We start from the raw sequence: 22,123 nt of genomic DNA, 5'->3' as shown, positions 1-22,123 counted from the left end.
TGAGACCCGCTCCGAGCCCGGTCACGTACCGCCGCCTACTGAGCCGGTTCTGTGAACCACTGTCTGTCATGATGTGCCATTACAAACCACTATGGTTCATTATAATAAATATATCGGTGAGAATCGCGTGTCACGGCTCGGCGGGTGGCGAATGACGCAGCCGAGCGAGCGCGCTTGCGACCGTCACGCTCACCCGAGGTCGACGTGCCGGCGGAACGACTTCCCGGTCAGCCACGACCGGTCGGCCGCCGACAGCGAGTCGACCTGCTTGAGCCAGTTGCACGCCTCCGCGTAGCTGGCCACGTCGCTGACGTTCGGATAGTCGGAACCCCAGACGACCCGCTCGCGCCCGAAGGTATCGAGGAGCCACCGGACGTGGTCGTGCATGTCGGCGTAGGGGAACGCCGAGTCGGACATGTGAACGATTTCCGAGACTTTCACCGCGACCGAGTCGTGTTCCGCGAGGTCGGCAAAGCGGCCGAACGTGCCCTCGTCGGTGGGCGTCTCCGGGCCCGCGTGGGCGAAGTGGTCGAACAGGTAGGTGAGTTCGGGGTACGCCTCGACGAGTTCGAGCGCCTGGTCGAGTTGCCCGTGGTCGCAGAGAATCTGGACCGTGGCGTCGTGTTCGACCGCGGCCTCCCAAAAGGCGGTCTCCTCGACGCTCTCTCTGAGCCACGTCACGCTCGGGTCGAACGTCTCCCACATCCGGTCGTACGGGCAGGCCGCGCCGAGTCGGAAGCCGAGGACGCCGTCGGTCTCCATGCAGCGGTCGAGGCGCTCGACGGCGTCGTCGGCGAAGGGGTCGAGCATCACGATGCCGTGGAGTCGGTCGTGCTCGGCGGCGACCCGGCGGGTGTACCAGTTGTCCGTCCAGTCGCAGATGGGATAGCCCACGACGACGGCCTCGTCCACGCCGTTTCGGTCCATGTCGGCGAGCAAGCGGTCGGCGGTGTAGACGGTGTGCACGTCGAAGCTGTCCACGAGGTCCAAGATCGGGCCGTTGGTCCACGGGTGGTCCGGACTCGCGGCACCCCACGCGTGGGTGTGAGAATCTATCATTACAATCGACGACGGGCGACCCCGTACTAAATCTTACCCGCCGAAAAGCTAAGACGGGTGCCGCCGAATCGGAGGCCGTATGGCGCGAATCGCGTTCCACCTGGAGATAGAAGACGGCAAGCGAGAGGAGTACCGAACGAAACACGAGAACGTCCCCGAGGCGCTCGAATCGGCCTACTTGGACTCTGACGCCGGCCTGCGGACCTACAGCGTCTTCGAGAAGGACGGCCACGTCTTCGGCTTCATGGAAGTCGACGACCCCGAAGCCATCCAAGAAGTGATGGACAACAGCGAGGCGCAGGCCGACTGGGCGGAGGTCATGAGCGGCATCACCGTCGAGACCGACGACAGTTGGATGGACGAAGTCTACCGGATGGTCTGACGCCCGAAAAACGAGAATTGTCCGGACATGGCGGACGAAACGCCGTGCCGACCGAATTTATCAACACCATCCGTATCGAATCAATCCCCGTAGGTCCCCGTCTTTTGCCACTTCAACCCGAATATCGGGGCGATTCTCCGACTGTCTCGAATCTCCGGCTCTGCCGGATGGTCGTCCGGCTATATCGGAAGTTCGTTCGGGACGGAACCGACCAGTTGCGGTCGTCCGTCGAGGCGAGAACGCGGGGCTAGTTGCGCACTCCCGCCGGCAATGCGGGTCGTACGCCCACGAATCATTACGCTCGTAGAAGTGTAATTTGGACGTGATTCCGACCGGATTCTCGAAGGAACCGCTCGGCGGTCGGGCTCGAATCGGTGACGCCGTAGGCGACCGCGGGCACGCGTCACGAAACGACGCTACTCCGTGCCGACAGCGCGTCAATCACGTATATTCGGGACGTTATCGGTGAACGCCGACGGTGAGCGAGCGTCCGGCCATGCCGGACGTCTTTCCGTCATGAGCGACGAACCGACCGCCCGCGGGCTACCACGACGTGATAGGCACCTCGCGGAGCGGCCCCGGAAGCGGGACGTCGACCGTCGAGTCGGTGTAGTGCGAGAGGTAGAACCCGACGATGATTTCGAGCGAGCGAGTGGCCGCGACGCCGGGCGAGTAGTTCTCCACCTGCCCGTCGAGAAGGTCCTGCACGTGGGCCGCCGCGTTGGCGAACGACCCCTCGTAGTCGTCCTCCCACGTCCACGCGCCCTCGATGCCGGGGAGCGGTCGCTCGACGTGTTCGCCGTCTTCGAGCGACCAGTAGCGCCACTCGCCGTCGTCGTTGTTCATGTAGAGTTTGCCCTCGGTGCCGATGAAACTCAGCGTCATCGAGGAGACGTCGCGCGGAATCGTGCAGTCCACGGTGACGAACGTGCCGTCGTCCATGACGACGTGCCCGCCGCCGCCGGCGTCGACGACCGACTCCGTGGCGTCCAGCGCGTCGAGCGCCTCGTTCTCGCCGGTGATGTGACCGCTCACGCGCGAGGCCCGCGCGTCGAGGAGGTAGACGAGCGTGTCGAGGACGTGCGTGGAGTTCCGCATGAGTTCCATGCGGTACTGCGCGCTCACGGACTTCACGTCGCCGAGGATGCCCTCCTCGCGGACGAGGTCGCGGAGTCGGCGGAGCTTGTCCGTGAACCGGAACGAGTGGTTGATGACGAGTTCCGTGTCGGTCTCGTCGCAGACGGCGACCATCTCCTCGGCGTCGCTGACGGACGACGCGATGGGCTTCTCGCACCAGATGACCGAGGGGCCGGCGGCGGAGCGCGCGGCGTCGACGACGTGGTCGCGGTGGAGGAACGACGGCGTGCAGACCGACACGGCGTCGAGGTCCTCGGCGTCGAGCATCGCCTCGTGGCCGACGTACCGGCGGGACGCTGGGATATCCCACGCCTCGCCGAAGGTGTCCAGTTTCGACTCGTCCACGTCGGCGACGGCGACGAGTTCGACGTCGTCGGTCGCGGCGTAGCCGCCCGCGTGGCTCGCGTCGATTTTCTCTCTGCCGATGGCCTCCTCGTCGTGCATGCCGAGGATGCCCATCCCTGCGATGCCGCCCGTGCCGATGATGCCTGCGTGGTAGGTCATGGTGTCTTCTGTCGCCCGCGTTCGTTCGTCACTGTGCGCCGGGGCGCATAACTGTGGTGCCGGCTCGGAAAGAGTCGAGAAGGACGCCGAGGTCGAAGGTCTCAGTCGAGCGCGGCCGCGGCCATCAGGAACCAGCCCTGCCCGTAAGGCGTGTCCGTCAGGGGTGCTTCGGGACCGCCCGGCGGCCCGGCGACGCGGTTGACCGCGCCCTCGTCGCCGACGACGCGGGAGACGGCCGCGAGTCCGTCTTCGGCGGGTTGGCGGTAGGTCTCCTCGTCGAGGATACCGAGGTCGATGCCGCGGGCGAAGGCGTAGGCGAACATGAGCGTCCCCGACGACTCCAGCGGCGTGTGCGGGTCGTCGACGAGGTTGTGCCAGAAGCCGCTGCCGTCTTGGAGCGGGAGCAGCGCCTCGCAGTGCGACCGGAACAGGTCGAGGAGGTCGTCGCGCTTCGGGTGGTCCTCGGGGAGCCGTTCGAGCACGTCGGCCGACGCGGCGGCGGCCCAGCCGTTGCCGCGCGCCCAGAACGCGCCCTGCGGGTAGTGGTTCGGTTGTTCGACCCAGATGTGTCGGAACAGCCCCGTGTGGCCGTCGCGGAGGTGCGCGGCGTGAATCAGAATCTGGTCGACCGCCTCATCGAAGGCGTCGGCGTCGCCCGCGGCCTCGCCGTAGCGGGCGAGGAACGGACACATCATGTAGACGGAGTCTATCCACAGCGACTTGATGCCCGCGAGTTCGGGGTCGTGGTGGGGGATACCGCCGTCTTCGGTCCGCTCGAAGGAGAGAAGCGACTCGTAGGCGCGCTCGGCCGCGTCGAGGTAGCGGTCCTCGCCAGTCCGGTCGTAGAAGTCGAGGACGCCGTGACCGATGGCGGTGCTGTTGTTCGTGTTCATGCACTTCTTGACGGTCAGCTCCCAGCTCGCCTCGTACTCGCGGCCGTGGCTGAACACCTCAATCGGGTAGCTCGGCCCGTAGCTCAACTGCCCGGCGTCGTTCTGGGTCGCCACCGCGGTATCGACGAGGTGTTTCGCGCGCTCGACCGACGCGTCTCCCCCTTCGGCGAGCAGGCCGTTGATGGCGACGCCGGTGATCCACGACTGACCGTCGATGTCCAAAGACCGGAGATACGAGGCGGCGCGCTGGACTGGTGTAAGCTCGTCTGCTGGCATGGGTACGGTACCCACACGAATACGTCCGGGGATGAAAAATGTATCCCATGCCCGCGCGCCACCGCGGGTCGGCGGCCGTGTGCGCCACTCGGCCGGCCGGGACGCCTCGGGGGTGCTCGGTCGCCAAAACGGGGCGTTCCCCAAGCGGGAACAGATATATACGGCTTTGGTCCGACTGTCACACCATGAGCCCCCAACCGAACAAACGCCCCGGCCGAACCATCCGCTCGGTCCAGATAGCGTTCAACATCATCGACCTCCTGCAGGAGGAAGCGGGCATCGGCGTGACGAGAATCGCCGACGAGCTCGGTCACTCCAAGAGCACCGTCCACAGCCACCTCCGAACGCTCGAAGAGCGGCGTATCATCGTGCGCGAGGGCGACGGCTACCGGCTCGGACTGCGGTTTCTCGACGTCGCCTCGCACGTCCGCGACCAGATAGGGAACTTCGACATCGTCCAGAAGGAGGTCGACTCGCTGGCCGATGAGACGGGCGAAATCGTCCAGTTCGGCGTCGAGGAGTACGGGATGGTCTCGTACCTCCACAAGGCCCAGGGAGACCACGCCGTCGAGACGCTCTCGCGGGTGGGGACCCAACAGCCGATGTACTCCACGTCGCTCGGCAAGACGATTCTCGCGTACCTGCCGCCCGAGCGCATCGAGGAAATCGCGGCGGCGATGGAGTACGAACCCAAGACGGCCAACACCATCACCGGTCCCGACGAGCTGTTCGAGGAGCTCGAAACGATTCGCGAACAGGGGTACGGCATCGACGACGAGGAGAACATCGACGGCCTTCGGTGCGTCTCCGCACCCGTCAAGAACGACGAGACCATCCTCGGCGCGATTAGCATCACCGGTCCGTCGAGTCGGTTCACCGAGGACCGCCTGCACGGCGAACTCGCGGATTACGTCCGGAGCGCCGCGAACGTCATCGAACTGAACACGAAGTTCTCCTGAGCGCGCGGGGGCCCGCGGCTCAGTAGTTCTCGTAGATGGTCTTCACCGACGAGAAGAAGTCGAGGCCGGCGTCGCCCTGCTCGCGGTACGTGTTGGTCGACGAGTCCTTGTAGCCGCCGAAGGGGACGTGGAGTTCGAGGCCGGTCGTCTTCTCGTTGATTTTCGCGACGCCCGCTTCGACCTCGTTGACGAAGCGCTTGCCCTCGCTGAGGTCCTGCGTGACGATGCTGGCAGACAGGCCGTAGTCGACGTCGTTGGCGAGGGCGAGCGCGTCCTCGAACGAGTCGGCCTCGACGACCGCGAGCACGGGGCCGAAAATCTCCTCTTGGGCGATGCGAGCGTCGTTTTCGACGCCGGAGAACACCGTCGGCTCGACGAAGTAGCCGTCGTCGTAGTCGTCGCCGGAGAGCCTGCTCCCGCCGGCTTCGAGCGTCGCGCCCTCGGCGGAGCCGATGTCGATGTATTCGAGCGTCGAAGAGAGTTCGCCCTCGGAGACGTGCGGACCCACGTCGGGGTCGTCGAGGCCGTCGCCGACGACGAGCGACTCGGCGTAGTCCGAGACGGCCGCGACGAACTCGTCGTAGACGTCTTCGTGGACGATAGCGCGCGAGGTGGCCGTACACGACTGGCCGGTCGTGCCGAACGCGCCGACGCCGACGGTCTCGGCGGCGTCTTCGATGTCCGCGCTGGGCATCACGACGGTCGGGTTCTTGCCGCCCATCTCACACTGGACGCGCTTGAGGTCGACCGCGGCCGTCTCGGCGACCATCGTCCCCACGGCGGTGCTCCCGGTGAAGGAGACGCCGTCGATGCGCTCGCTCTCGATGAGCGGGCCGCCGACCTCGCTCCCGGACCCGGTGATTGTGTTCGCAACGCCGGCCGGCAGGCCCGCATCGTCGAGGCATTCGAGGACGATAGCGACGACGCCCGGTGCCTCGGACGCCGGCTTGAGGACCGCGGTGTTGCCGGCGGCGAGCGCCGGGGCGAGCTTCCACACCGGGATGGCGATGGGGTAGTTCCACGGCGTGATGAGCGCGACCGTCCCGAGGGGTTCGTGCTTCGTGTAGAGGTCCTTTCCGGGGGCGCTCGCCGACTTGACGGTGCCGCCGACGTCCCGCGCCTTCGCGCCGTAGTAGTGGAAGATGTCGATTGCGCGCTGTACCTCGCCGCCCGCCTCGGAGCGCGTCTTGCCCTCCTCGCGGACGAGCACTTCCGTCGCCTCGTCCTTCCGCGCTTCGAGGTTGTTTCCTGCCTCGCGGAGCACCGCGCCGCGGGACGGGCCGGGCGTCGACGCCCACTCGTCCTGCGCGGCGACGGCCGCGTCGAGCGCCGCCTCGACGTCCGCCTCGGTGGACGCGGGGTGGACGCTGACGACTTCGCCGGCCGCCGCGGGGTTCGTCACTTCGAACGTCTCTCCCGACTGGGAGTCGGTCCATTCGCCGTCGATGAAGTTACCGTAGGTTCTCGACATTCGACCTAGCCATGCACACCCATCACTAAGTAAGCTTCTCATGCCGAACGCCGGTAGCCGGCGCGCGTTCGTGAGCGACACTGGGCGTGAGGCACGCGAATTTGGACCATTCGAAGAAAGAGCGACGAGCCGCCGACTCAGAGCAGGAACTGGAGAACGACGAAGAGCGTCGCGACCGAGACGGCGGTCGTGGCGAACACGTTCATCGACGCGAGGTCGGCGTCGCCGCCGAGTTCGTTCGCGTAGACGAACGACGAGACGGCGGTCGGCGTCGCGAGCATCGTCACGCCGGCTTGGACCGTCGACCAACTCGTCGCGAACGTCGAGAACACGGCGAAGGCGAGAAGCGGCATCAGGACGACCTTGCTCCCGACGACGGCGCCGACGGTGCGGAAGTCGAACGACTCGGTGGAGACGGTGAGCGACGCGCCGATAGAGAGCAGCGCGACGGGGAGCGCGAGCGAGGAGAGCGCGTTGAGACCCGTCAGGAGGACGCCGGGGACGCCGAGGCCGAGCCCGGAGAAGGAGAGCCCCAACACGAGCGCCGGGATGACCGGCGTCTTGAGCACGCCGACGAACTCCTCTCTGAACGAGACGTCAGCGCCGTTGACGAGCACGAGGACGGTGATGGTGAGCGGGACGTGGGTGAGCGCGCCGACGCCGAGGATGACGGCCGCCTTCGCCGACGCCAACGAGCCGAACGTCGACTTGACGAGCGGGAGGCCGAGGAAGCCGAGGTTCGAGTAGTACGACTGGACGATGGCGACGCTGCGGGCCGAGTCCGGCGACACCCGGCGGTGGACGACCCAGCCGACGAACAGCATGGTGAAGAGGACGAGCCAGAAACCCAGGAGGAGCGTCGGTTCGATGACCTCGCGAATCGGCTGGTCGTACGTCGAGGTGAACACGAGCGCGGGGAGCGCGAAGGCGAACGCGAAGAACGTGAGCGTGTCGCGGCGGCCGCTGTCGAGGACGCCGAGACGCTTCGCTAGCGCCCCGAGGCAGAGCACCCCGAGCATGTAGCCCAGATTTGCGGCGACGGTCATACTCTTCCATCGAACAGGGGGGTTCTTCGGTGTTACGCTCGCGGAGATTTCGTTCGGGTAATTCGGGCACGAGAGGACCTGAAACGCACGTATTCCGGTTAATCGTCCATGAGAGATTCGAGCTCGCGAGCGAGGCGTTCGCCGATGCGAACCATCGCGTCGTCGCCGGGGTGGACGAGGTCGGTCGTCATCCCGCTTGCGGTCGGCAGGAGGTCCGGCCCCTCCACGAGGTGGACGTTGTCGTAGCCGCACTCGGCGACCACGTCGCGGAGGTGCTGTCGGAACGTCTCGGAGAGCGTCGCCTCCTCGTGGTCGCGTTGATACTCGCGCACGTGCGGGAACAGCGTGATGCAGGCGACGGGTTTGGTCGGGTTCGCCGCGGCGACGGTTTCGACCATGTCCGCGGCCCGCTCGCGGAACTCGTCGGGCGAGAATCGACCGACCATGTTCACCGAAAGCGAGAGCGTCGCCACGTCCCAGTCGTCGCGGGCGGCGATGTGGTCGGCCATCGCGGGGTCGCAGTAGGCGGTCCCGCAGGAGCCGAGGTTTATCGGGTCCGCGCCGAGTCGCCGGGCCGTCTGGTTGACGTACGTGAGCATCTCCGCCGACGGGGCCTCGCCCTCGGTAATCGACGTTCCGTACGCGAGGTATCGGAGACTGGGAACTTCGTCGGCGGTCGGCGGCCGTCGCGCGCCCTCGACGTCGTGGTAGTAGATGTGGCCGCCGCGGTGGTCGCCGGGGAAGACGAGCCGACACACCTCGGGCGCGTAGCGCATCTCGCCGGTCGCCTCCGGGTCGAGGTCGGTAAGCGACTCCGGGAGGGACAGTTCGACCGTCGTCGGCTCCGGCCCGAGCGTGAACTCCTCGCCGCTCGCCTGAAAGTCACCCCAGAACGGCCGGACGAGACTGTCGCGCTCCTCGGAGGAGAGCGTGATTCGAACCGTCTCATCCGGAACAAATCGGATTTCGGTCCCCGCCGGGTGAGACATCCGCGTCTGTGCGCCGGTGTTCAGGCCGCTCCTGACGGCCTCCGGGACGCGGAGCAGTCGAAGCCCCTCGTGTGGTCTGACCCGTTGGAGCGCCCTGACGTTGTGGAACTGAACGTCGTCGTGCTGGATATCGTCGTGCTGCATACCGTGTGAGTCACGCACACTCCGCACCTACTTATCGCTACCTCCGACCGCCGACGCCCGGCGAGCGCCACCGCGGACTACGGCCTGATTCGACAGCCGGGTTCCCGAGGCGGGAAAATTACATCCATATGCTTGTAATATATGGACTACTGTGCCTCCGAATTCGCGTGTTCGTCGCCTGCATCGGGTGGTACCCCGGGAACACTAAACCGCCGAATCACCCGAATTTCTACGTTACAGTCAACAACGACCCACGTTCGCTAGAGAGGAACATCGAAACCATCGCAGGGGAATAATCGGCACAATTCTCCGATAATTCGTTCCCCACCTGCGAACGGAGGGCGGGAACGCGACGACTCCGCGGTGGTCGGCTTGGGCGGTTCAGCCCCTCGGCTGTCTGGGACAGGTGAGCGCGGCGGGGGAGGGTCGTCGCCTCCAGACGGCTGGCACCGCTCCGAACGGGAGGGGAGGCGGAGACGCGACTCGGCGACGGGGTCAAAGATAGTGGTGGGTGCTTCCGACCGACGCAGTCGGGAGCCGTCAGGCAGTGTGGGTGGTGGTCAGTCGTCGTCGATGCGGCCGGGGGTCGGTGCGCGCTCGGGTCGATATCGCCGGTCAGTCGATGACGCGGGCGACGCCGTCGGACAGCTCCTCGTACAGCTCCTCGGCGCGGCGCTCGTCTTCGGCCGACAGCGACCGAATCGGCTCGCGGACCGCCCCGCCGTGCAGGCCGGCCAGTTCGAGGCCCTTCTTCACCACCGGAACGCTGATCGCGCCGGGGAGGTCGTTGTCTTCTCCCGTCTCGCCGCGGAGGGCTTGGAAGGGGAGCGTCAGGTCGCGAATCTCGCGGGCGCGCTCCCAGTTCTCCTCGGAGAGCGCATCGAACAACGCGAGGCCGATTTCCGGGCGGAAGTTACTGACCCCCGCCGAGAAACCCTCGATACCCTCGTTCCAAAACGAGACGGCGTACGGCTCCGCGAGGCCGTCCACCCAGACCACGTCGTCGTCCGCGGCGGCGACGGCGGAGCCGAGTTTGACCGGGTCCTCGATGGCGTACTTGACGCCGACGACGCCCTCGATGCGAGAGAGGTCGCGGAGGAAGGCGACCGAGGGGTCGAAGCCGCGGACGTAGGGAACGAGCGGCGTGTCGGTCGCGGCGTCGAGTTTCTCGTAGTAGCGAAGCAGGCCGCGCTCGTGGACGTACGTGTGGTCCGGCGGCATGACCATCATGGCGTCGACGCCGACGCGGTCGTAGGCGTCCATCAGGTCAGTCGCCGCCTTCGTCGACCCGCCGACGCCGGCGAGGACGCAGGCGCTATCGGGGAGCGCGTCGACCGCCGTCTCAGTCACGTCGACGCGCTCCTGCTGGGTGAGGGAGTGATATTCGCTGATGTTCGCGGCCGCGAGGAACGACGAGATACCGTCGCCGGAAAGCGACTTCGCGTTCGCTTCGAGCTTGTCGTGTTGAATCTCCAGGTCGTCGTCGAACGGCGTGAGCAAGCCGACGGCGACGCCACGGAGACGACTACGTACACGGTCGTCTGCGAGTGGCATGGTACAGTCAATCTGAGTCAACCGTGATAAAGCCATCGTCAACCCTTGAACCCGTCGTACGCGCGTGAGAGCGCCCGCGAGTCGGTCGGTCCGGAACGCGACGTTCAGCGTTCGTGAACTGAGCGGGGCGGGTGGCGACGGGGTGGTTCGGTCGGTGCGGAGTGTTCCGACGCGCGGCCCGACCTCGCCACCCATCAATTTATTACGATTTGGTCAGAGTGGATTCGTATGGACGTCTTGATGACCGGCGTCTATGGCCGGTGCGGCACCGCAGTCATAGACCACCTGCACGACGACGACGCCTACGACTTCACGTATTTCAACCGCTCCGACCGACCCGACGACCACCCCTACGGCGGCTACGACACCGTCGTCGGCGACGTGTCCGACTACGACGCCCTCAACGACGCCGCGGCGGGACGGGACGCCATGATCCACATGGCGGCGTACCCCTACACCGACGGCACGTGGGAGGACATCTTCGAACCCAACATCATCGGGATGTACAACGCGCTCGAAGTCGCCCGCGAGAACGAAATCGAATCGTTCGTCTTCCTCTCGACCAACCACGTGATGGGCGGCTACGAAGACGAGTTCTCCCCCGAGATTTACCAGCCGGGTCACGGCCTCGTCATCGGCCACGACGACCCCGTCCGCCCCGACTCGTTCTACGGCGCGTCGAAGGCCTACGGCGAGGACATGGGTCGCTACTACGTCGAGAACTACGAGTACCCCAAGCAGTTCTACGCGCTCCGGGTGTGCAGCGTCCGGATGCCCGAGTACGACCACCCCTACGGCGACGCCGAGCAGGCCGTCGAGAACGGCGAGTTCGAGCGCGGGAGCGCCGAGTACGAGGAGACCGTCGGGCGCATGAAGGCGATGTGGCAGTCCCGCCGCGACTTCGCCCACGAAATCGACTGCTGCCTGCAGGACGACGACGTCGAGTTCGGCATCTTCAGCGGCGTGAGCGACAACCAGCGCCGGTGGTACGACCTCGAACACGCCCGCTCGCAGATCGGCTACCACCCGCAGGACGACGGCGAGGAGTGGGACAGCCCGCCGGAGTAGTCCCGAAGTCCGAGCCACGTCCCGCCGTCTGCCCCGTTTTCGGTTCTTCCAACGACTCCCGTAGCTCACACGAGCGAAGCGAATTCTGCAATCAAATTTTTATGTAGTTGTCAGACACATTCGTGTGGGTATGAAAGACACACCCACAGACAGCGATTCGAATCGGGCATCGCTCAGCAGACGAACAGCGCTCGCGCTCCTCGGAGGGACCGGGGTCGCGGCGCTGTCCGGTCCCGCGGCCGCCCAGTCCGACGGCGAGCGCGGCGGCGGCGAGGAACGCGACGACGGTCGGGAGGCGGACGGCAAGCCGTGGAACCGGGACGTCGACGCGAACGGGAACGGGCTGTACAACCTCGCGTCGCTCGACGTGGACCACGTGTACACCTCGGCGCGCGACGCAGACGTCATCGTCTGGAAGGACGACGACGGGACGTTCCACGCGGACGGCGCGGACGGCGAAGTCGCGTCGGGCGACAGCGTCGTGCCGGTCGCGCAAGCGGCCATCGATAGCCTCACCGAGGGACGGACGTGGAACGAGAAGGTGCTCATCGCCTCGCCCGGCGAGATTACGAGCGGGGACGGGAGCCTCGAACTCCCGAGTTACACGACGCTCGACGCGCCGGCCACGCTCTCGGTTCCCGAGGGCGAGTCCGTACCGCCGGTCGTCCGCGCCGTCGGCGCGGACCACATCGACGTGGAGTCGCTCGTCGTCGAGGGGCCCGCGGCGATGGGCATCCGACTCACCAGTTGTTCGAACGTCCGCATCGGCGACGTCCGCATCACGGGCGTGACGAGCGACGGCATCCGCATCGACGGCCGGGGTGACGCGCCCCGCTCGACCGACATCCAGATGGGGCAGATATACGTCGAGGGGAACGACCACCACGGCGTCGAGACCTACGGCGTCGACCGCATCCAAATCGAGCAGGTCGTCGGCAACGACCCCGCGAGTTGCGTCGTCCTCCTCAACGACACCGTCGACGCGACAGTCAACAGCGTCGTCGGCCTCGAACCGGGTGGCCCCGCGGGCTACGCGACGTTCCGCGTCGCCAACGGCGCACACGACGTGACGGTCGGCGAGGTCGTCAGCCGCGGCGGCAACCGGGGCGTCTTCGGCGTCTCCGAGTGCTACGATATCACCATCGGCCACGTCAACATCGAGGGCGCGGAGGACCAAGGAATCCTCGTGCAGAACTGCCGGGACTTCGCGGTGCAGGGCGGCGTCGTCAAGAACACGAACGGCGACGGCGTCCGCATCGACTCGCGGGACGACGGCGAACAGCTTCCGGCCGAGGGCGTCTCCATCAGCAACCTCCGCGTCTACGACGACCGCGACGAGCCGAGACAGACGTGGGGCATCCTCGAAACCGGGCCGGCGTGCAACCACAACCGCATCGTCAACAACGACGTTCGGGGCGGCGGGACGACCCGGAACATCGGGATTTTCTCGAACACGACGGTCGTGCGGGACAACGTCGGCGGCGGCTTCGCCGACGGCGAGGTGACGCTCTCGGCCGGCGAGTCGCCCGCGGCCCGCGTCGGGGGCGTCAGCGAGTTCCCCGACGTGACAATCCCGGGGAGCGTCGACGAACCGGAGGACTTCGAGGCGTCGGCGCTCTCGGTCCGCGCGAAGCCCGCGGCGACGGGGACCGCCGAGACGTACGCGTGGGAGAGCTACGCGGAGTGGAACGGCTCCGCCGGGAGTTGGGACCTCGTCTTCGAGTGGCGCACCGACCCCGGCGTCGACGTGACGCTCGACTACGTCGTGGACAAGACGCGCTGAGGCGGTCGTCGAACCGGCGGCCGTCGGTTCGCTGTTGGCGGCTGACGACGGGCGTGTCGCCGACTGCGCGAGTCGGTGAGTCCGAAAAATGATGGCGGCGGGTCAGCCCGCCGCGGCGGCGCTCACTCGGTGTGAAGCGTCACGTAGCCGTCGAAGTTGAGAATCACGAACTGCGCGAGGTCGCCGAACAGCGCCTTGCCGGTCGGCGAGCGGTTCCGGCCGAGGATGAACACGTGGTCTGCGCCCTCCTCTTCTGCGACTTCGATGACCGTCTCCGCGCGCTCTTTCTCGCTGGCGATTCGCGGGACGATGTCGTAGGACACCTCGTCGTCGGTCCCGAACACCTCGCGGGCGACCTCCTCGGCGTCGTTCATCGCGCCCCGGAAGGCGTCCTGTTCCGTGTACGACGTGTGTTCGACGTCGCCGATGGTGTCGAGGACCTCCTGGGTCTCCTCGAACTCGTCTTCGGTGAGCGTGACGAGGAGGACGAGATCGGCGTCCGCGCCGAGCGCGTGTTCTCTGGCCTCCCGGAGGAGGTCGGCGTGCAAGTCGGTGTTCTCGATGAGTACTAATCCTCTGTCCATGCACCTGCATTCCGTCTCGTCTTATCTAAGTCTACCGCAGGAACCGGGGGCAGTATACTGAAATACACCGCGGTACTCTACGTAGGCATGCCCGAATCGAGTCTCGCCGACGTGCTCCGCGATTACGAGACCCGGATGAAGTTCGTCCTCGTCATCTCGCTGGCCTCCATCGCGCTGCTCCTCGTCTCGCTTCCGTCGATAGAGCCGGGAACGACGACTCACGCGCTCGTCTACCTCCAGTTGACGACGTTCGGCGGGCTGGCGGTCGTGATGCTCGGACTGTTGCTGTGGACGGCGAAGAGCGCGTGAGACGGACGCCGACCGACCATCGTGACGAGCGGCGCAACAGGTATTTTCTCTATCATGGATAGTATGGGCAAATCCAGTATCTATATTAACAGGGAGTATCATGATAGATGATACCGCATGGCTGGAAAGCGTTCAACCAACTGGAGTAGACGAGACCTTATCAAGTACGGAGCGGTGGCCGGGACGGCCGGACTGGCCGGTTGCTTCGATAGCTCGGGGCAGACGACCGAGGGCGGAAACACCGAAGACGGCACGGACGGGGGCACGAACACCGAGGGCGGCTCGACCATCGCCGACGACACCCTCGATTACCCCGCGGGGCGACCCGCGACCGACGTGCAGTTCAACCGCTACAGCCTCGGCAACTACGCGCACACCCTGCAGGACCAACTGTTCGAGGAAGTCGCGCGCGGCTACGCCGACGGGACGGTCCGACCCGACCTGCTCGAAGACATGAGCGTCGACGGGCGGACGCTCACGCTGACGTTCCCCGAGGGGTTCAAGTGGTGGAACGGCGACGACCTGACGGCCGAAGACTACTACGTCGGCCTCGAAATCGACCGCCTGCAGTCGCCCGAGGAGTCGCCCGTCGAGAGCAACACGCTGGTGGACGACTACACCATCGAGCGGACGTTCAAGACGGCCGTCTCGCCCAACCTCATGAAGGCGAACGTCGCCGAGACGTTCGTCAACACCCCGCGGTCGATTTACCGCGAGTACCTCACCCGCTACGAGGAGGCATCGAGTGACAGCGAACGCGAGAGCGTGACGAGCGACCTCCTCGACATGAGCATCACGACCCAACAGCTCATCGACGAGGGGCTCGGCAACGCGCTGTACCGCGTCACCGGCTTCAACTCCTCGGAGACCATCCTCGAGAAGTTCGAAGACCACCCGTACGCGAGCCGCACGGACATCCCGAAGGTGCGCATCATCCCCGAGACGACCTCCGACGTGGAGTCGCTGTCGGTGAACGACCAGCTCGACATGAACCCCGACGTGCTCATGTCGGAGTCCCAGCAGTCCCGGTACCCGGACAACATCGAGAACGTCTACCGGCTCAACTGGTTCCGCACCCAGAAGTTCACGTTCAACTTCAAAAACGAGCACATCGCGCGGCTCCCCGTCCGACGCGCCATCGTCAACGCGGTGGACTTCGAGTCGATGGTCGCCGCGATGCGGCAGGCCGGGACCGTCGGCGAGCCCGCCGAGAACCAGACGGCGCTGCGCTCGACGATTCACGACGAGTACCTCGGTTCGGACTTCGTCGACCAGCTCATCGACTACCCGGTCGGCAAGGACCTCGAAACCGCGACGCAACTGCTCGAAGACGCCGGCTACACCAAGGAGAACGGCACGTGGGTCGACCCGAACGGCGAGTCGTTCACCTTCACCGTCCTCACGCAGAACAACAACACGCAGGTGCAGGCGACGAAGGTCTTCAACGACCAGCTCAACGCGTTCGGCCTCCAGACCGAGATCAGCACCGTCAGCTCGACCGACTACTACCAGCGCCTCCAGACGTACGAGGCGGACATCTTCTGGATATGGCACGTCGCGAAGGCGCTGTGGCACCCGACGGCGTACTTCTCGAACAACTTCTACGGCATCGAGGTCGGCGACCCCTCCAGCGGGGACGAGACCGGCCCGACGGGCAAGCCCTTTACGACGACCATCCCGAGCGAGGTCGGCGCGACCGAGATTTCGGGCAGCGGCAGGGAGATTCAGCCCGCGAAACTGATGAACGACCTGCCGAACTCCGAGTCCGCAGAGCAGGTCAGAGAGCGCACCCGCGACCTCGTCCAGTGGTTCAACTACGCGCTTCCCGACTTCGTCTTCGTCGAGGAGGACTCCGGCTACTGGGGCGACACGCAGGACTTCGCCATGCCGACGGGCGACGACTACGAACTCAACACGAACCGGCCGGGCGAGTTCTCGTTCAAGAACGGATGGATTAGCTCGAACTCGCAGTAAGGTGAGACGGCACCCCCAACGGGCTTAACCACCACAATTAAGCTCTCTCACGATAGAAGCCAAACTATTAATAATGACACCAAAGTATTTGTTGAAGCGTCTCGGGCAAGCGATACTGACGTTTCTCGTCACGATGACGGTCTCGTTTCTGCTGTATCAGGCCATGCCCGGCGGGCCGACGGAAGCGATGCGGAGCGTGATTCTCTCGCAGAGCGGCGGGAGCGTCGACATCGACCGACTGAACAGGATGATACAGCTCTACACGAACGTGAACCCGGACCAGCCGATGCACGTACAGTATTTCAACTACGCATCTGACGTGATTCTCCGGCAGGACCTGGGCACCTCGTTCTTCAAAAACGAGGAGGTCACGACGCTCATCATGCAGCGCATCCCGTGGTCGATGTTCATCAGCGTCTACGCGCTCGCGCTTGGCTACTCGCTGAGCATCTTCCTCGGCGTGATGACGGCCTACCGCGAGAAGTCGCGGTTCGACTCCACGGTGTCATCGCTCATCATCGGGCTCAACTCGATTCCGTACTACATCGTCGGCGTCGTGCTCGTCTACTTCCTCGCCATCCAGAACAACTACTTCCCGACGGGCGGCCGAATCGGCTCGGGAATCGCCGCGGGGTACAACCCCGAGTTCATGGTCAGCCTCGTGCAGCACGCGGCGCTCCCGGCGATTTCGATGGGCGCGCTCGCCACTTCTGGGGCGCTCGCCATGCGCGGCAACGCGATTCGCGTCCTCGGCGAGGACTACATCCGCGTGGCGCAGCTCCGCGGGCTCCGGGAGACCCGCATCGCCACGCAGTACCTCGGGCACAACTCCATCCTCCCGATGTACACGCAGTTCATGATCGGCATCGCCGGCGTCTTCAGCAGCGCCGTCATCGTCGAGGAGGTCTTCGCGTACCCGGGCATGGGCCTCCTGATGTTCGAGGCGGTCAAGACGCAGGACTACCCGCTTTTGATGGGCACGCTCCTCGTGTTCACGGCGATTTCGCTCACCGCCATCTTCATCGCCGACCTCACGTACACGCTCATCGACCCGCGCATCTCGGTGGGTGAGGAGTAACTATGAGCGAAGCACATTCCGACTCGTTCGACCTGAAGGACCTCTACGACGAAGACATCGACCCGGACCCGGAATCGCGGGCCGACCGCGCAAAGCGATTCCTCGAAATGAACGTCGTCGCCCCCGCGCGCATCGCGGTCGCCGACTGGCGCGCGCTCGTCGGCGGCGCGATTCTCGCCTTTTTCCTCCTCATGGGGACCGTCGGCGTCGTCCTCGTCGAGCGACCGACCAGCGGGGACGCCCCCGTCCTCGCCGCGCCGTTCGAATCGCTCGCGTACCCGCTCGGCACCGACGTGTTCGGCCAGCCGATTCACGCCCAGCTCATCCACGCGACGCCGGGCATGTTCAAGATGATCTTCGCGGGCGCGGTCGTGAGCGTCGGCTTCGCCGCCCTCGTGGGCGTCGTCGCCGGCTTCGAACACGGCACGCGCATCGACTCGTTCCTGATGACCGTCACCGACGTGGTCATCACGATTCCGGGCCTGCCGCTCATCATCGTCATCACGGCCATCTTCCAACCCGAGAACCCCTACATCGTCGGGGTCTTCCTCGGCATCGACAACTGGCCGGGGCTGGCGCGGACCGTCCGCTCGCAGGTGCTGAGTATCCGCGAGGAGTCCTACGTCGAGGCCTCCGAAATCATGGGTATCCCGCTGTCGTCGATTCTCCGACGGGACATCCTCTCGCAGCTCATGCCGTACGTGATGATAAACGGGGCGCTCACCTCCCGGCGCATCATCTTCGAGTCCGTGGGGCTGTACTTCCTCGGCATCCTGCCGTTTACCACGTTCAACTGGGGCGTGATGATGAACCTCGCGTACGAGGGCAACGCGCTCACCCGCCCGGACATGCTCCCGTGGATGGTCGCGCCCATGGTCTGCATCTTCCTGCTTTCGTTCGGGCTCGTCCTCCTGTCGCAGGGGCTCGACAGCCTGTTCAACGTCCGCCTCCGGGCGCGCCACGCGAAGACCTCGAAGAAAGACACCTCGAAGAACAACCAATCGCAGGCGACCGGCGGGGACTGACCCCGTGCCAACACCTATTACCAGCCCATGACTACCAACCAAGCAATGCGAACGTCGAATCAGAACGACTCGGACCCGGACCAAGACGTCGTGTTCGAAGTCCGCGACCTGGAGGTCACCTTCGGGACCAATCGAGGCGAATCGAGAGTCGTCCGCAACGTCGACTTCGACATCTACCGAAACGAGACGCTCGGGATGGTCGGCGAAAGCGGCAGCGGGAAGTCCATGACCTCGTCCGCGTTGATGAACGCGGTCGTCAGCCCGGGGGAGACCTCCGGCGAGGTCACGTACTACCCGCCCGACGGCGGCGAGCCGATTTCCGTGCTCGACCTCGACGAAGAGGAGCTTCGGAAGTTCCGCTGGGGCGAAGTCGCCATGGTGTTCCAGGGCGCGATGAGCTCGTTCAACCCCGTCAAGAAGGTCCGCGGCCACTTCCGGGAGACCCTCGAAGACCACAACCGCGACGTGGAGGCGGGGCTCGAACGCGCCCATCAGATTCTGGGCGACCTCTACCTCGACCCGGACCGCGTCCTCGACTCGTACCCCTACGAGCTCTCGGGCGGGATGAAACAGCGCGCGCTCGTCGCGCTCGCGCTCATCCTCGAACCGGAGGTGCTCGTGATGGACGAGCCGACCGCCGCGCTCGACCTCCTGATGCAGCGCTCTATCGTCTCGCTGCTCAAGGAGCTCAAAGCGGAGTACGACCTGACGATTATCTTCATCACGCACGACCTGCCGCTTCTCACCAAGCTCGCCGACCGGCTCGTCGTGATGTACGCGTTCGACATCGTCGAGGTCGGCTCGACCGAGGAGATTCTCTACGACGCGGCCCATCCCTACACGCGGTCGCTCCTCAACGCGACGCCGGACCTGAACGCCCCCATCGAGGAGATGCAGTCCATCTCGGGCTCGAAGCCCGACCCGGTGACCAACATCCCGGGCTGCTCGTACCGACCGCGGTGCCCGATGGCCGACGAGTCCTGCGCGGAGGCGGAGCCGCCGATGGCCGACCGCGGCAGCGGCCACCGAACCGCGTGTTTCTACCACGACGACGTGTCCGACGAGATTCCGATTCCCGCGATGGAGGCGGCCGAAGAGGGCGGTGAGTCGGAATGAGCGTCGACGACTCCATCCTCTCGGTCGACGACGTGTCCGTCCACTTCACGGACAGTAGCGGCTTCCTCGGCCTGTTCGGCGAACGGCAGACGGTCCGCGCCGTCGACGGCATCTCGCTCGACATCGGCGAGAACGACGTGGTCACGCTCATCGGCGAGTCCGGCTGCGGTAAATCGACGTTGGGCAAGACGATCATCGGCGCACAGGAGCCGACCCACGGCTCGATAACCTACCGCGGACAGGACATCTGGGAGGCCAAGAACGGCGGCGACCCGGACATCCCGTTCTCGGAGATACGGCGGTCGCTCCAGATAATCCATCAGGACCCCGGCAGCGCACTGAACCCGAACCAGCGCATCCTCACCTCGCTGATGCTCCCGCTGAAGAAGTGGAACCCGAACCTCGGCGACGAAGAGCGCCGAAAGCGCGTCTACGCGCTCCTCGAACGCGTCGGACTCACGCCCGCCGAGGACTTCGTCGAGCGGTTCCCCCACCAGCTTTCGGGCGGCGAGAAACAGCGCGTCGTGCTCGTCCGGTCGCTGTTGTTGAACCCGGACGTCATCCTCGCCGACGAGGCCATCAGCGCCCTCGACGTGAGCCTCCGGGTGGAGATGATGGACCTGATGCTCGAACTGCAGGACCTGTTCGACACCTCCTACGTCTTCATCAGCCACGACCTCTCGAACGCCCGGTACATCGCCGAGAAGTCCGGCGGCCGCATCGCCGTCATGTACCTCGGCCGCATCGTCGAGGTCGGCCCGATAGAGCAGGTCATCGGCAATCCCCAGCACCCCTACACGCAGGCGCTGAAGTGGGCGACGCCGAACCTCTACGAGGGCGACGAGGACGACGACCTCCCGATTCGGAAAATCGACATCCCCGACCCGACGAACCGGCCCAGCGGCTGTCACTTCCACCCGCGGTGTCCGAAGGCGCGCGAGGTCTGCCAGACCAACGACCCGGGCGCGTTCGAGAACGAAGACGGCCACGCCGCGCGGTGTTTCCGCGCCGACGACACCCACGAGTACTGGGACAGTCCGAGCATCGTCGACGACTGAGCCACCCGACCCCGTTCGCGGACGCCGCGTCCCGCTTTCCAGCCCCCGTTTTCGACCCGCAGAGCCGTGCGAGCCGGTCGAACGGCCCCCGCGTGAACAGTACCTATTTGTGTGCGGAGGGCCACCGTGTGAGTACGTATGTCAGTCAACGCATCGCGCGTGCCTTCGCTCCGGAAGGCCGCGTCGTCGAACCGGAACTTCATCATGACCGTGCTCGCCGGCGTCTTCATGATTCTCCTCGCGCGTTTCGTCCTCGACGGGACGATTGCGGGGATGTTCGGCGTCTGGGGTATCTCGCTCATCGGCGTCGGCGTCGGCGGCTTCCTCCTGCTCCGACTCTGGGGCTCGTACAATTGACCGCGGAAGCCCGTCACCGGCACCGACCGTCGAAGTAAACCACCGACCCGAAAAGCAGCGTGCAGCGTTCCGCGAGCGACCGGCGTCGATTCTGTTTCGTAGCGACCTCGTCGGTTGACCCGTATTCCGCGTCGTCGCGCGCTCTCGCGCGGTTACTCGACGCGGTTCGCGTCGATGTAGTCCCAGTCGAACGCGTAGCCGAGGCCGGGGGTCTGCGGCAGTTCGACCACGCCGTTGTCGTCGATTTCGTCCGGCGGGTGTTCGAGACCGGGGAAGTACGTCTCGTAGTCGTGATTCGGGTGCAGGAGGCCGCGCTCGTAGTACCGACCGGGGAACGCCATCGTCCCGAGCAGTTGGAGGTTGGGCGCGTCGCGGCCGTGAATCTCGCACTCGATGTTGAACGACTCGCAGAGGCCGACCGCCTTCAGCGCCGGCGTGATGCCGCCCACGTCGTAGACGCCGACGCGGATGATGTCGGCGATGTCCCGCTTAATCCACTCCGCGCGGGTGTGCATCCGACCCTCGGCGGTCTCGGGGCCGACGACGGCGATATCGAGTTCGTTCGAGAGCCACTCGTAGGAGGACATCGAGTGTTCGTCCATCGGCTCTTCTATCCAGCGGAAGTCGAGGTCTTCCAGCGCCTTGCCGATTTTCTTGGCCTCGCTCCGGCTGTAGAAGTGGTGGGCGTCGAGCATGAGGTCGATGTCGTCGCCGACCCGCTCGCGGACCGCCCGACAGGCGGCGATGTCCCGTTCGGGGTCGTCGCCGAACGGCGGCATCCACGTGTGGAGCTTGACGGCCTGATAGCCCTCCTCGACGAGTTCCTCGGCGAAGTCGGCGTACGCCTCGGGCGAGCCGAGTCCGTCGGGGTCGTCGTCGCCGACCATCGTACTGCCGTACGCTGGGACCGAGTCCCGAGCCGCGCCGATGAGTTGGTAGACCGGGAGGCCGGCGTCTTTGCCGGCGACGTCCCAGAGCGCGCAGTCGATGGGTGCGACGCGCTTGTCCGTGAGCGTCCCCTTGTTCAGCCGCTCGGCCCGGCAGAGCAGTTGCCAGAGCTTCTCGCGGTACAGCGGGTTCTCGCCGACGAGGTGCTTCTTGGCGAACTCGTTGGCCGCCTCGTGGCCGCCGCGGCAGTAGCCGTCGGGACCGCCGTCGACGACGACGTGGGTGATGGTCCGCGTCGACTCCCTCGGCTCGCCGGGGTGGCCGTGACCCTTCTCGTCGGGGTCGATGTGAGACGCACAGCTGAACCGGATGGTACGGATGTCGCTGATCTCCATTCGTGGTAGTCGGTTACGCGGAACGGTGATAAAAGTACGGCGGGACCGGCGATTTCGGGGACCGGACGGTGGGG

The 22,123-nt window shown here is 65.6% G+C and carries 20 protein-coding genes; 11 read left to right on the top strand and 9 right to left on the bottom strand.

Going from position 1 to position 22,123, the window contains the following annotated elements:
• Positions 1-189: 189 nt before the first annotated feature.
• Positions 190-1,059: an L-rhamnono-1,4-lactonase gene (gene rhcC, locus FY251_RS20030; protein WP_148416743.1), complete on the bottom strand. Its 870-nt coding sequence runs from the start codon at positions 1,057-1,059 to the stop codon at positions 190-192.
• Between the two features lie 79 nt (positions 1,060-1,138).
• Between rhcC and FY251_RS20025 the strand changes: the two genes are divergently transcribed.
• The gene (locus FY251_RS20025) at positions 1,139-1,441 is read left to right on the top strand and encodes an L-rhamnose mutarotase (RefSeq protein WP_148416742.1); all 303 of its coding nucleotides are present in this window, start codon (positions 1,139-1,141) and stop codon (positions 1,439-1,441) included.
• Between the two features lie 543 nt (positions 1,442-1,984).
• Here FY251_RS20025 and FY251_RS20020 read toward each other — a convergent pair.
• Together FY251_RS20020 and FY251_RS20015 are read right to left on the bottom strand one after the other, a co-directional pair.
• Complete coding sequence (locus FY251_RS20020) at positions 1,985-3,082, bottom strand: Gfo/Idh/MocA family protein (RefSeq protein ID WP_148416741.1); 1,098 nt, start codon at positions 3,080-3,082, stop codon at positions 1,985-1,987.
• Between the two features lie 101 nt (positions 3,083-3,183).
• On the bottom strand, positions 3,184-4,251 hold the full coding sequence (locus tag FY251_RS20015) for a glycoside hydrolase family 105 protein (protein ID WP_148416740.1): 1,068 nt from the start codon (positions 4,249-4,251) through the stop codon (positions 3,184-3,186).
• Between the two features lie 185 nt (positions 4,252-4,436).
• Here FY251_RS20015 and FY251_RS20010 point away from each other — a divergent pair, with 185 nt between their 5' ends.
• Complete coding sequence (locus FY251_RS20010; RefSeq protein ID WP_148416739.1) at positions 4,437-5,210, top strand: IclR family transcriptional regulator; 774 nt, start codon at positions 4,437-4,439, stop codon at positions 5,208-5,210.
• Between the two features lie 19 nt (positions 5,211-5,229).
• Here the strand turns inward: FY251_RS20010 and FY251_RS20005 are convergent, their stop codons facing one another.
• The 4 genes from FY251_RS20005 to FY251_RS19990 all read right to left on the bottom strand — a co-directional run bounded on the left by FY251_RS20005 (position 5,230) and on the right by FY251_RS19990 (position 10,414).
• Entirely contained in the window at positions 5,230-6,681 is a 1,452-nt protein-coding gene (locus FY251_RS20005) for an aldehyde dehydrogenase family protein (RefSeq protein WP_148416738.1), read from the bottom strand.
• Positions 6,682-6,818: 137 nt separating this feature from the next.
• Positions 6,819-7,727: an AEC family transporter gene (locus FY251_RS20000; RefSeq protein WP_148416737.1), complete on the bottom strand. Its 909-nt coding sequence runs from the start codon at positions 7,725-7,727 to the stop codon at positions 6,819-6,821.
• Between the two features lie 98 nt (positions 7,728-7,825).
• On the bottom strand, positions 7,826-8,860 hold the full coding sequence (locus FY251_RS19995) for an SGNH/GDSL hydrolase family protein (protein WP_148416736.1): 1,035 nt from the start codon (positions 8,858-8,860) through the stop codon (positions 7,826-7,828).
• A gap of 615 nt (positions 8,861-9,475) precedes the next feature.
• Positions 9,476-10,414, bottom strand: a complete 939-nt coding sequence (locus FY251_RS19990) for a dihydrodipicolinate synthase family protein (protein ID WP_089780165.1) — start codon at positions 10,412-10,414, stop codon at positions 9,476-9,478.
• A 228-nt stretch (positions 10,415-10,642) separates the two neighbouring features.
• On the opposite strand from FY251_RS19990, the gene FY251_RS19985 reads away from it, so the two are divergent.
• Complete coding sequence (locus tag FY251_RS19985) at positions 10,643-11,482, top strand: NAD(P)-dependent oxidoreductase (protein WP_148416735.1); 840 nt, start codon at positions 10,643-10,645, stop codon at positions 11,480-11,482.
• A 130-nt stretch (positions 11,483-11,612) separates the two neighbouring features.
• A complete protein-coding gene (locus FY251_RS19980; RefSeq protein ID WP_148416734.1) occupies positions 11,613-13,265 on the top strand; it encodes a right-handed parallel beta-helix repeat-containing protein in 1,653 nt (550 codons plus the stop codon).
• Between the two features lie 122 nt (positions 13,266-13,387).
• On the opposite strand, the gene FY251_RS19975 is transcribed toward FY251_RS19980, so the two are convergent.
• The gene (locus FY251_RS19975; protein WP_148416733.1) at positions 13,388-13,849 is read right to left on the bottom strand and encodes a universal stress protein; all 462 of its coding nucleotides are present in this window, start codon (positions 13,847-13,849) and stop codon (positions 13,388-13,390) included.
• Between the two features lie 87 nt (positions 13,850-13,936).
• Here FY251_RS19975 and FY251_RS19970 point away from each other — a divergent pair, with 87 nt between their 5' ends.
• The 7 genes from FY251_RS19970 (at position 13,937) to FY251_RS19940 (ending at position 20,766) form a co-directional block, all read left to right on the top strand.
• Positions 13,937-14,158 (top strand): hypothetical protein, encoded by a 222-nt coding sequence (locus FY251_RS19970; protein ID WP_089780158.1) that lies wholly within the window; start codon positions 13,937-13,939, stop codon positions 14,156-14,158.
• Between the two features lie 174 nt (positions 14,159-14,332).
• The gene (locus FY251_RS19965; RefSeq protein ID WP_148416732.1) at positions 14,333-16,132 is read left to right on the top strand and encodes an ABC transporter substrate-binding protein; all 1,800 of its coding nucleotides are present in this window, start codon (positions 14,333-14,335) and stop codon (positions 16,130-16,132) included.
• Between the two features lie 73 nt (positions 16,133-16,205).
• Positions 16,206-17,210, top strand: coding sequence for an ABC transporter permease (locus FY251_RS19960; RefSeq protein WP_222847855.1), 1,005 nt, complete (start codon positions 16,206-16,208; stop codon positions 17,208-17,210).
• A gap of 2 nt (positions 17,211-17,212) precedes the next feature.
• Positions 17,213-18,235 (top strand): ABC transporter permease, encoded by a 1,023-nt coding sequence (locus tag FY251_RS19955; RefSeq protein WP_148416731.1) that lies wholly within the window; start codon positions 17,213-17,215, stop codon positions 18,233-18,235.
• A 45-nt stretch (positions 18,236-18,280) separates the two neighbouring features.
• On the top strand, positions 18,281-19,351 hold the full coding sequence (locus FY251_RS19950; RefSeq protein ID WP_148416730.1) for an ABC transporter ATP-binding protein: 1,071 nt from the start codon (positions 18,281-18,283) through the stop codon (positions 19,349-19,351).
• Positions 19,348-20,409, top strand: coding sequence for an ABC transporter ATP-binding protein (locus FY251_RS19945; protein ID WP_148416729.1), 1,062 nt, complete (start codon positions 19,348-19,350; stop codon positions 20,407-20,409). The genes FY251_RS19950 and FY251_RS19945 overlap by 4 nt, the downstream gene beginning before the upstream one ends.
• Before the next feature lie 138 nt (positions 20,410-20,547).
• Complete coding sequence (locus FY251_RS19940; RefSeq protein ID WP_148416728.1) at positions 20,548-20,766, top strand: hypothetical protein; 219 nt, start codon at positions 20,548-20,550, stop codon at positions 20,764-20,766.
• A 152-nt stretch (positions 20,767-20,918) separates the two neighbouring features.
• Here the strand turns inward: FY251_RS19940 and FY251_RS19935 are convergent, their stop codons facing one another.
• Positions 20,919-22,049 carry an enolase C-terminal domain-like protein gene (locus FY251_RS19935; protein WP_148416727.1) on the bottom strand — a complete coding sequence of 377 codons (1,131 nt, stop codon included), beginning with the start codon at positions 22,047-22,049 and terminating at the stop codon, positions 20,919-20,921.
• Positions 22,050-22,123: the final 74 nt, after the last annotated feature.

The organism is Haloferax sp. KTX1 (genome assembly GCF_902410085.1).
Classification (GTDB): domain Archaea; phylum Halobacteriota; class Halobacteria; order Halobacteriales; family Haloferacaceae; genus Haloferax; species Haloferax massiliensis.
Note: the sequence above shows the minus strand (reverse complement) of the source record. Positions and strands in the feature narration are given on the sequence as shown.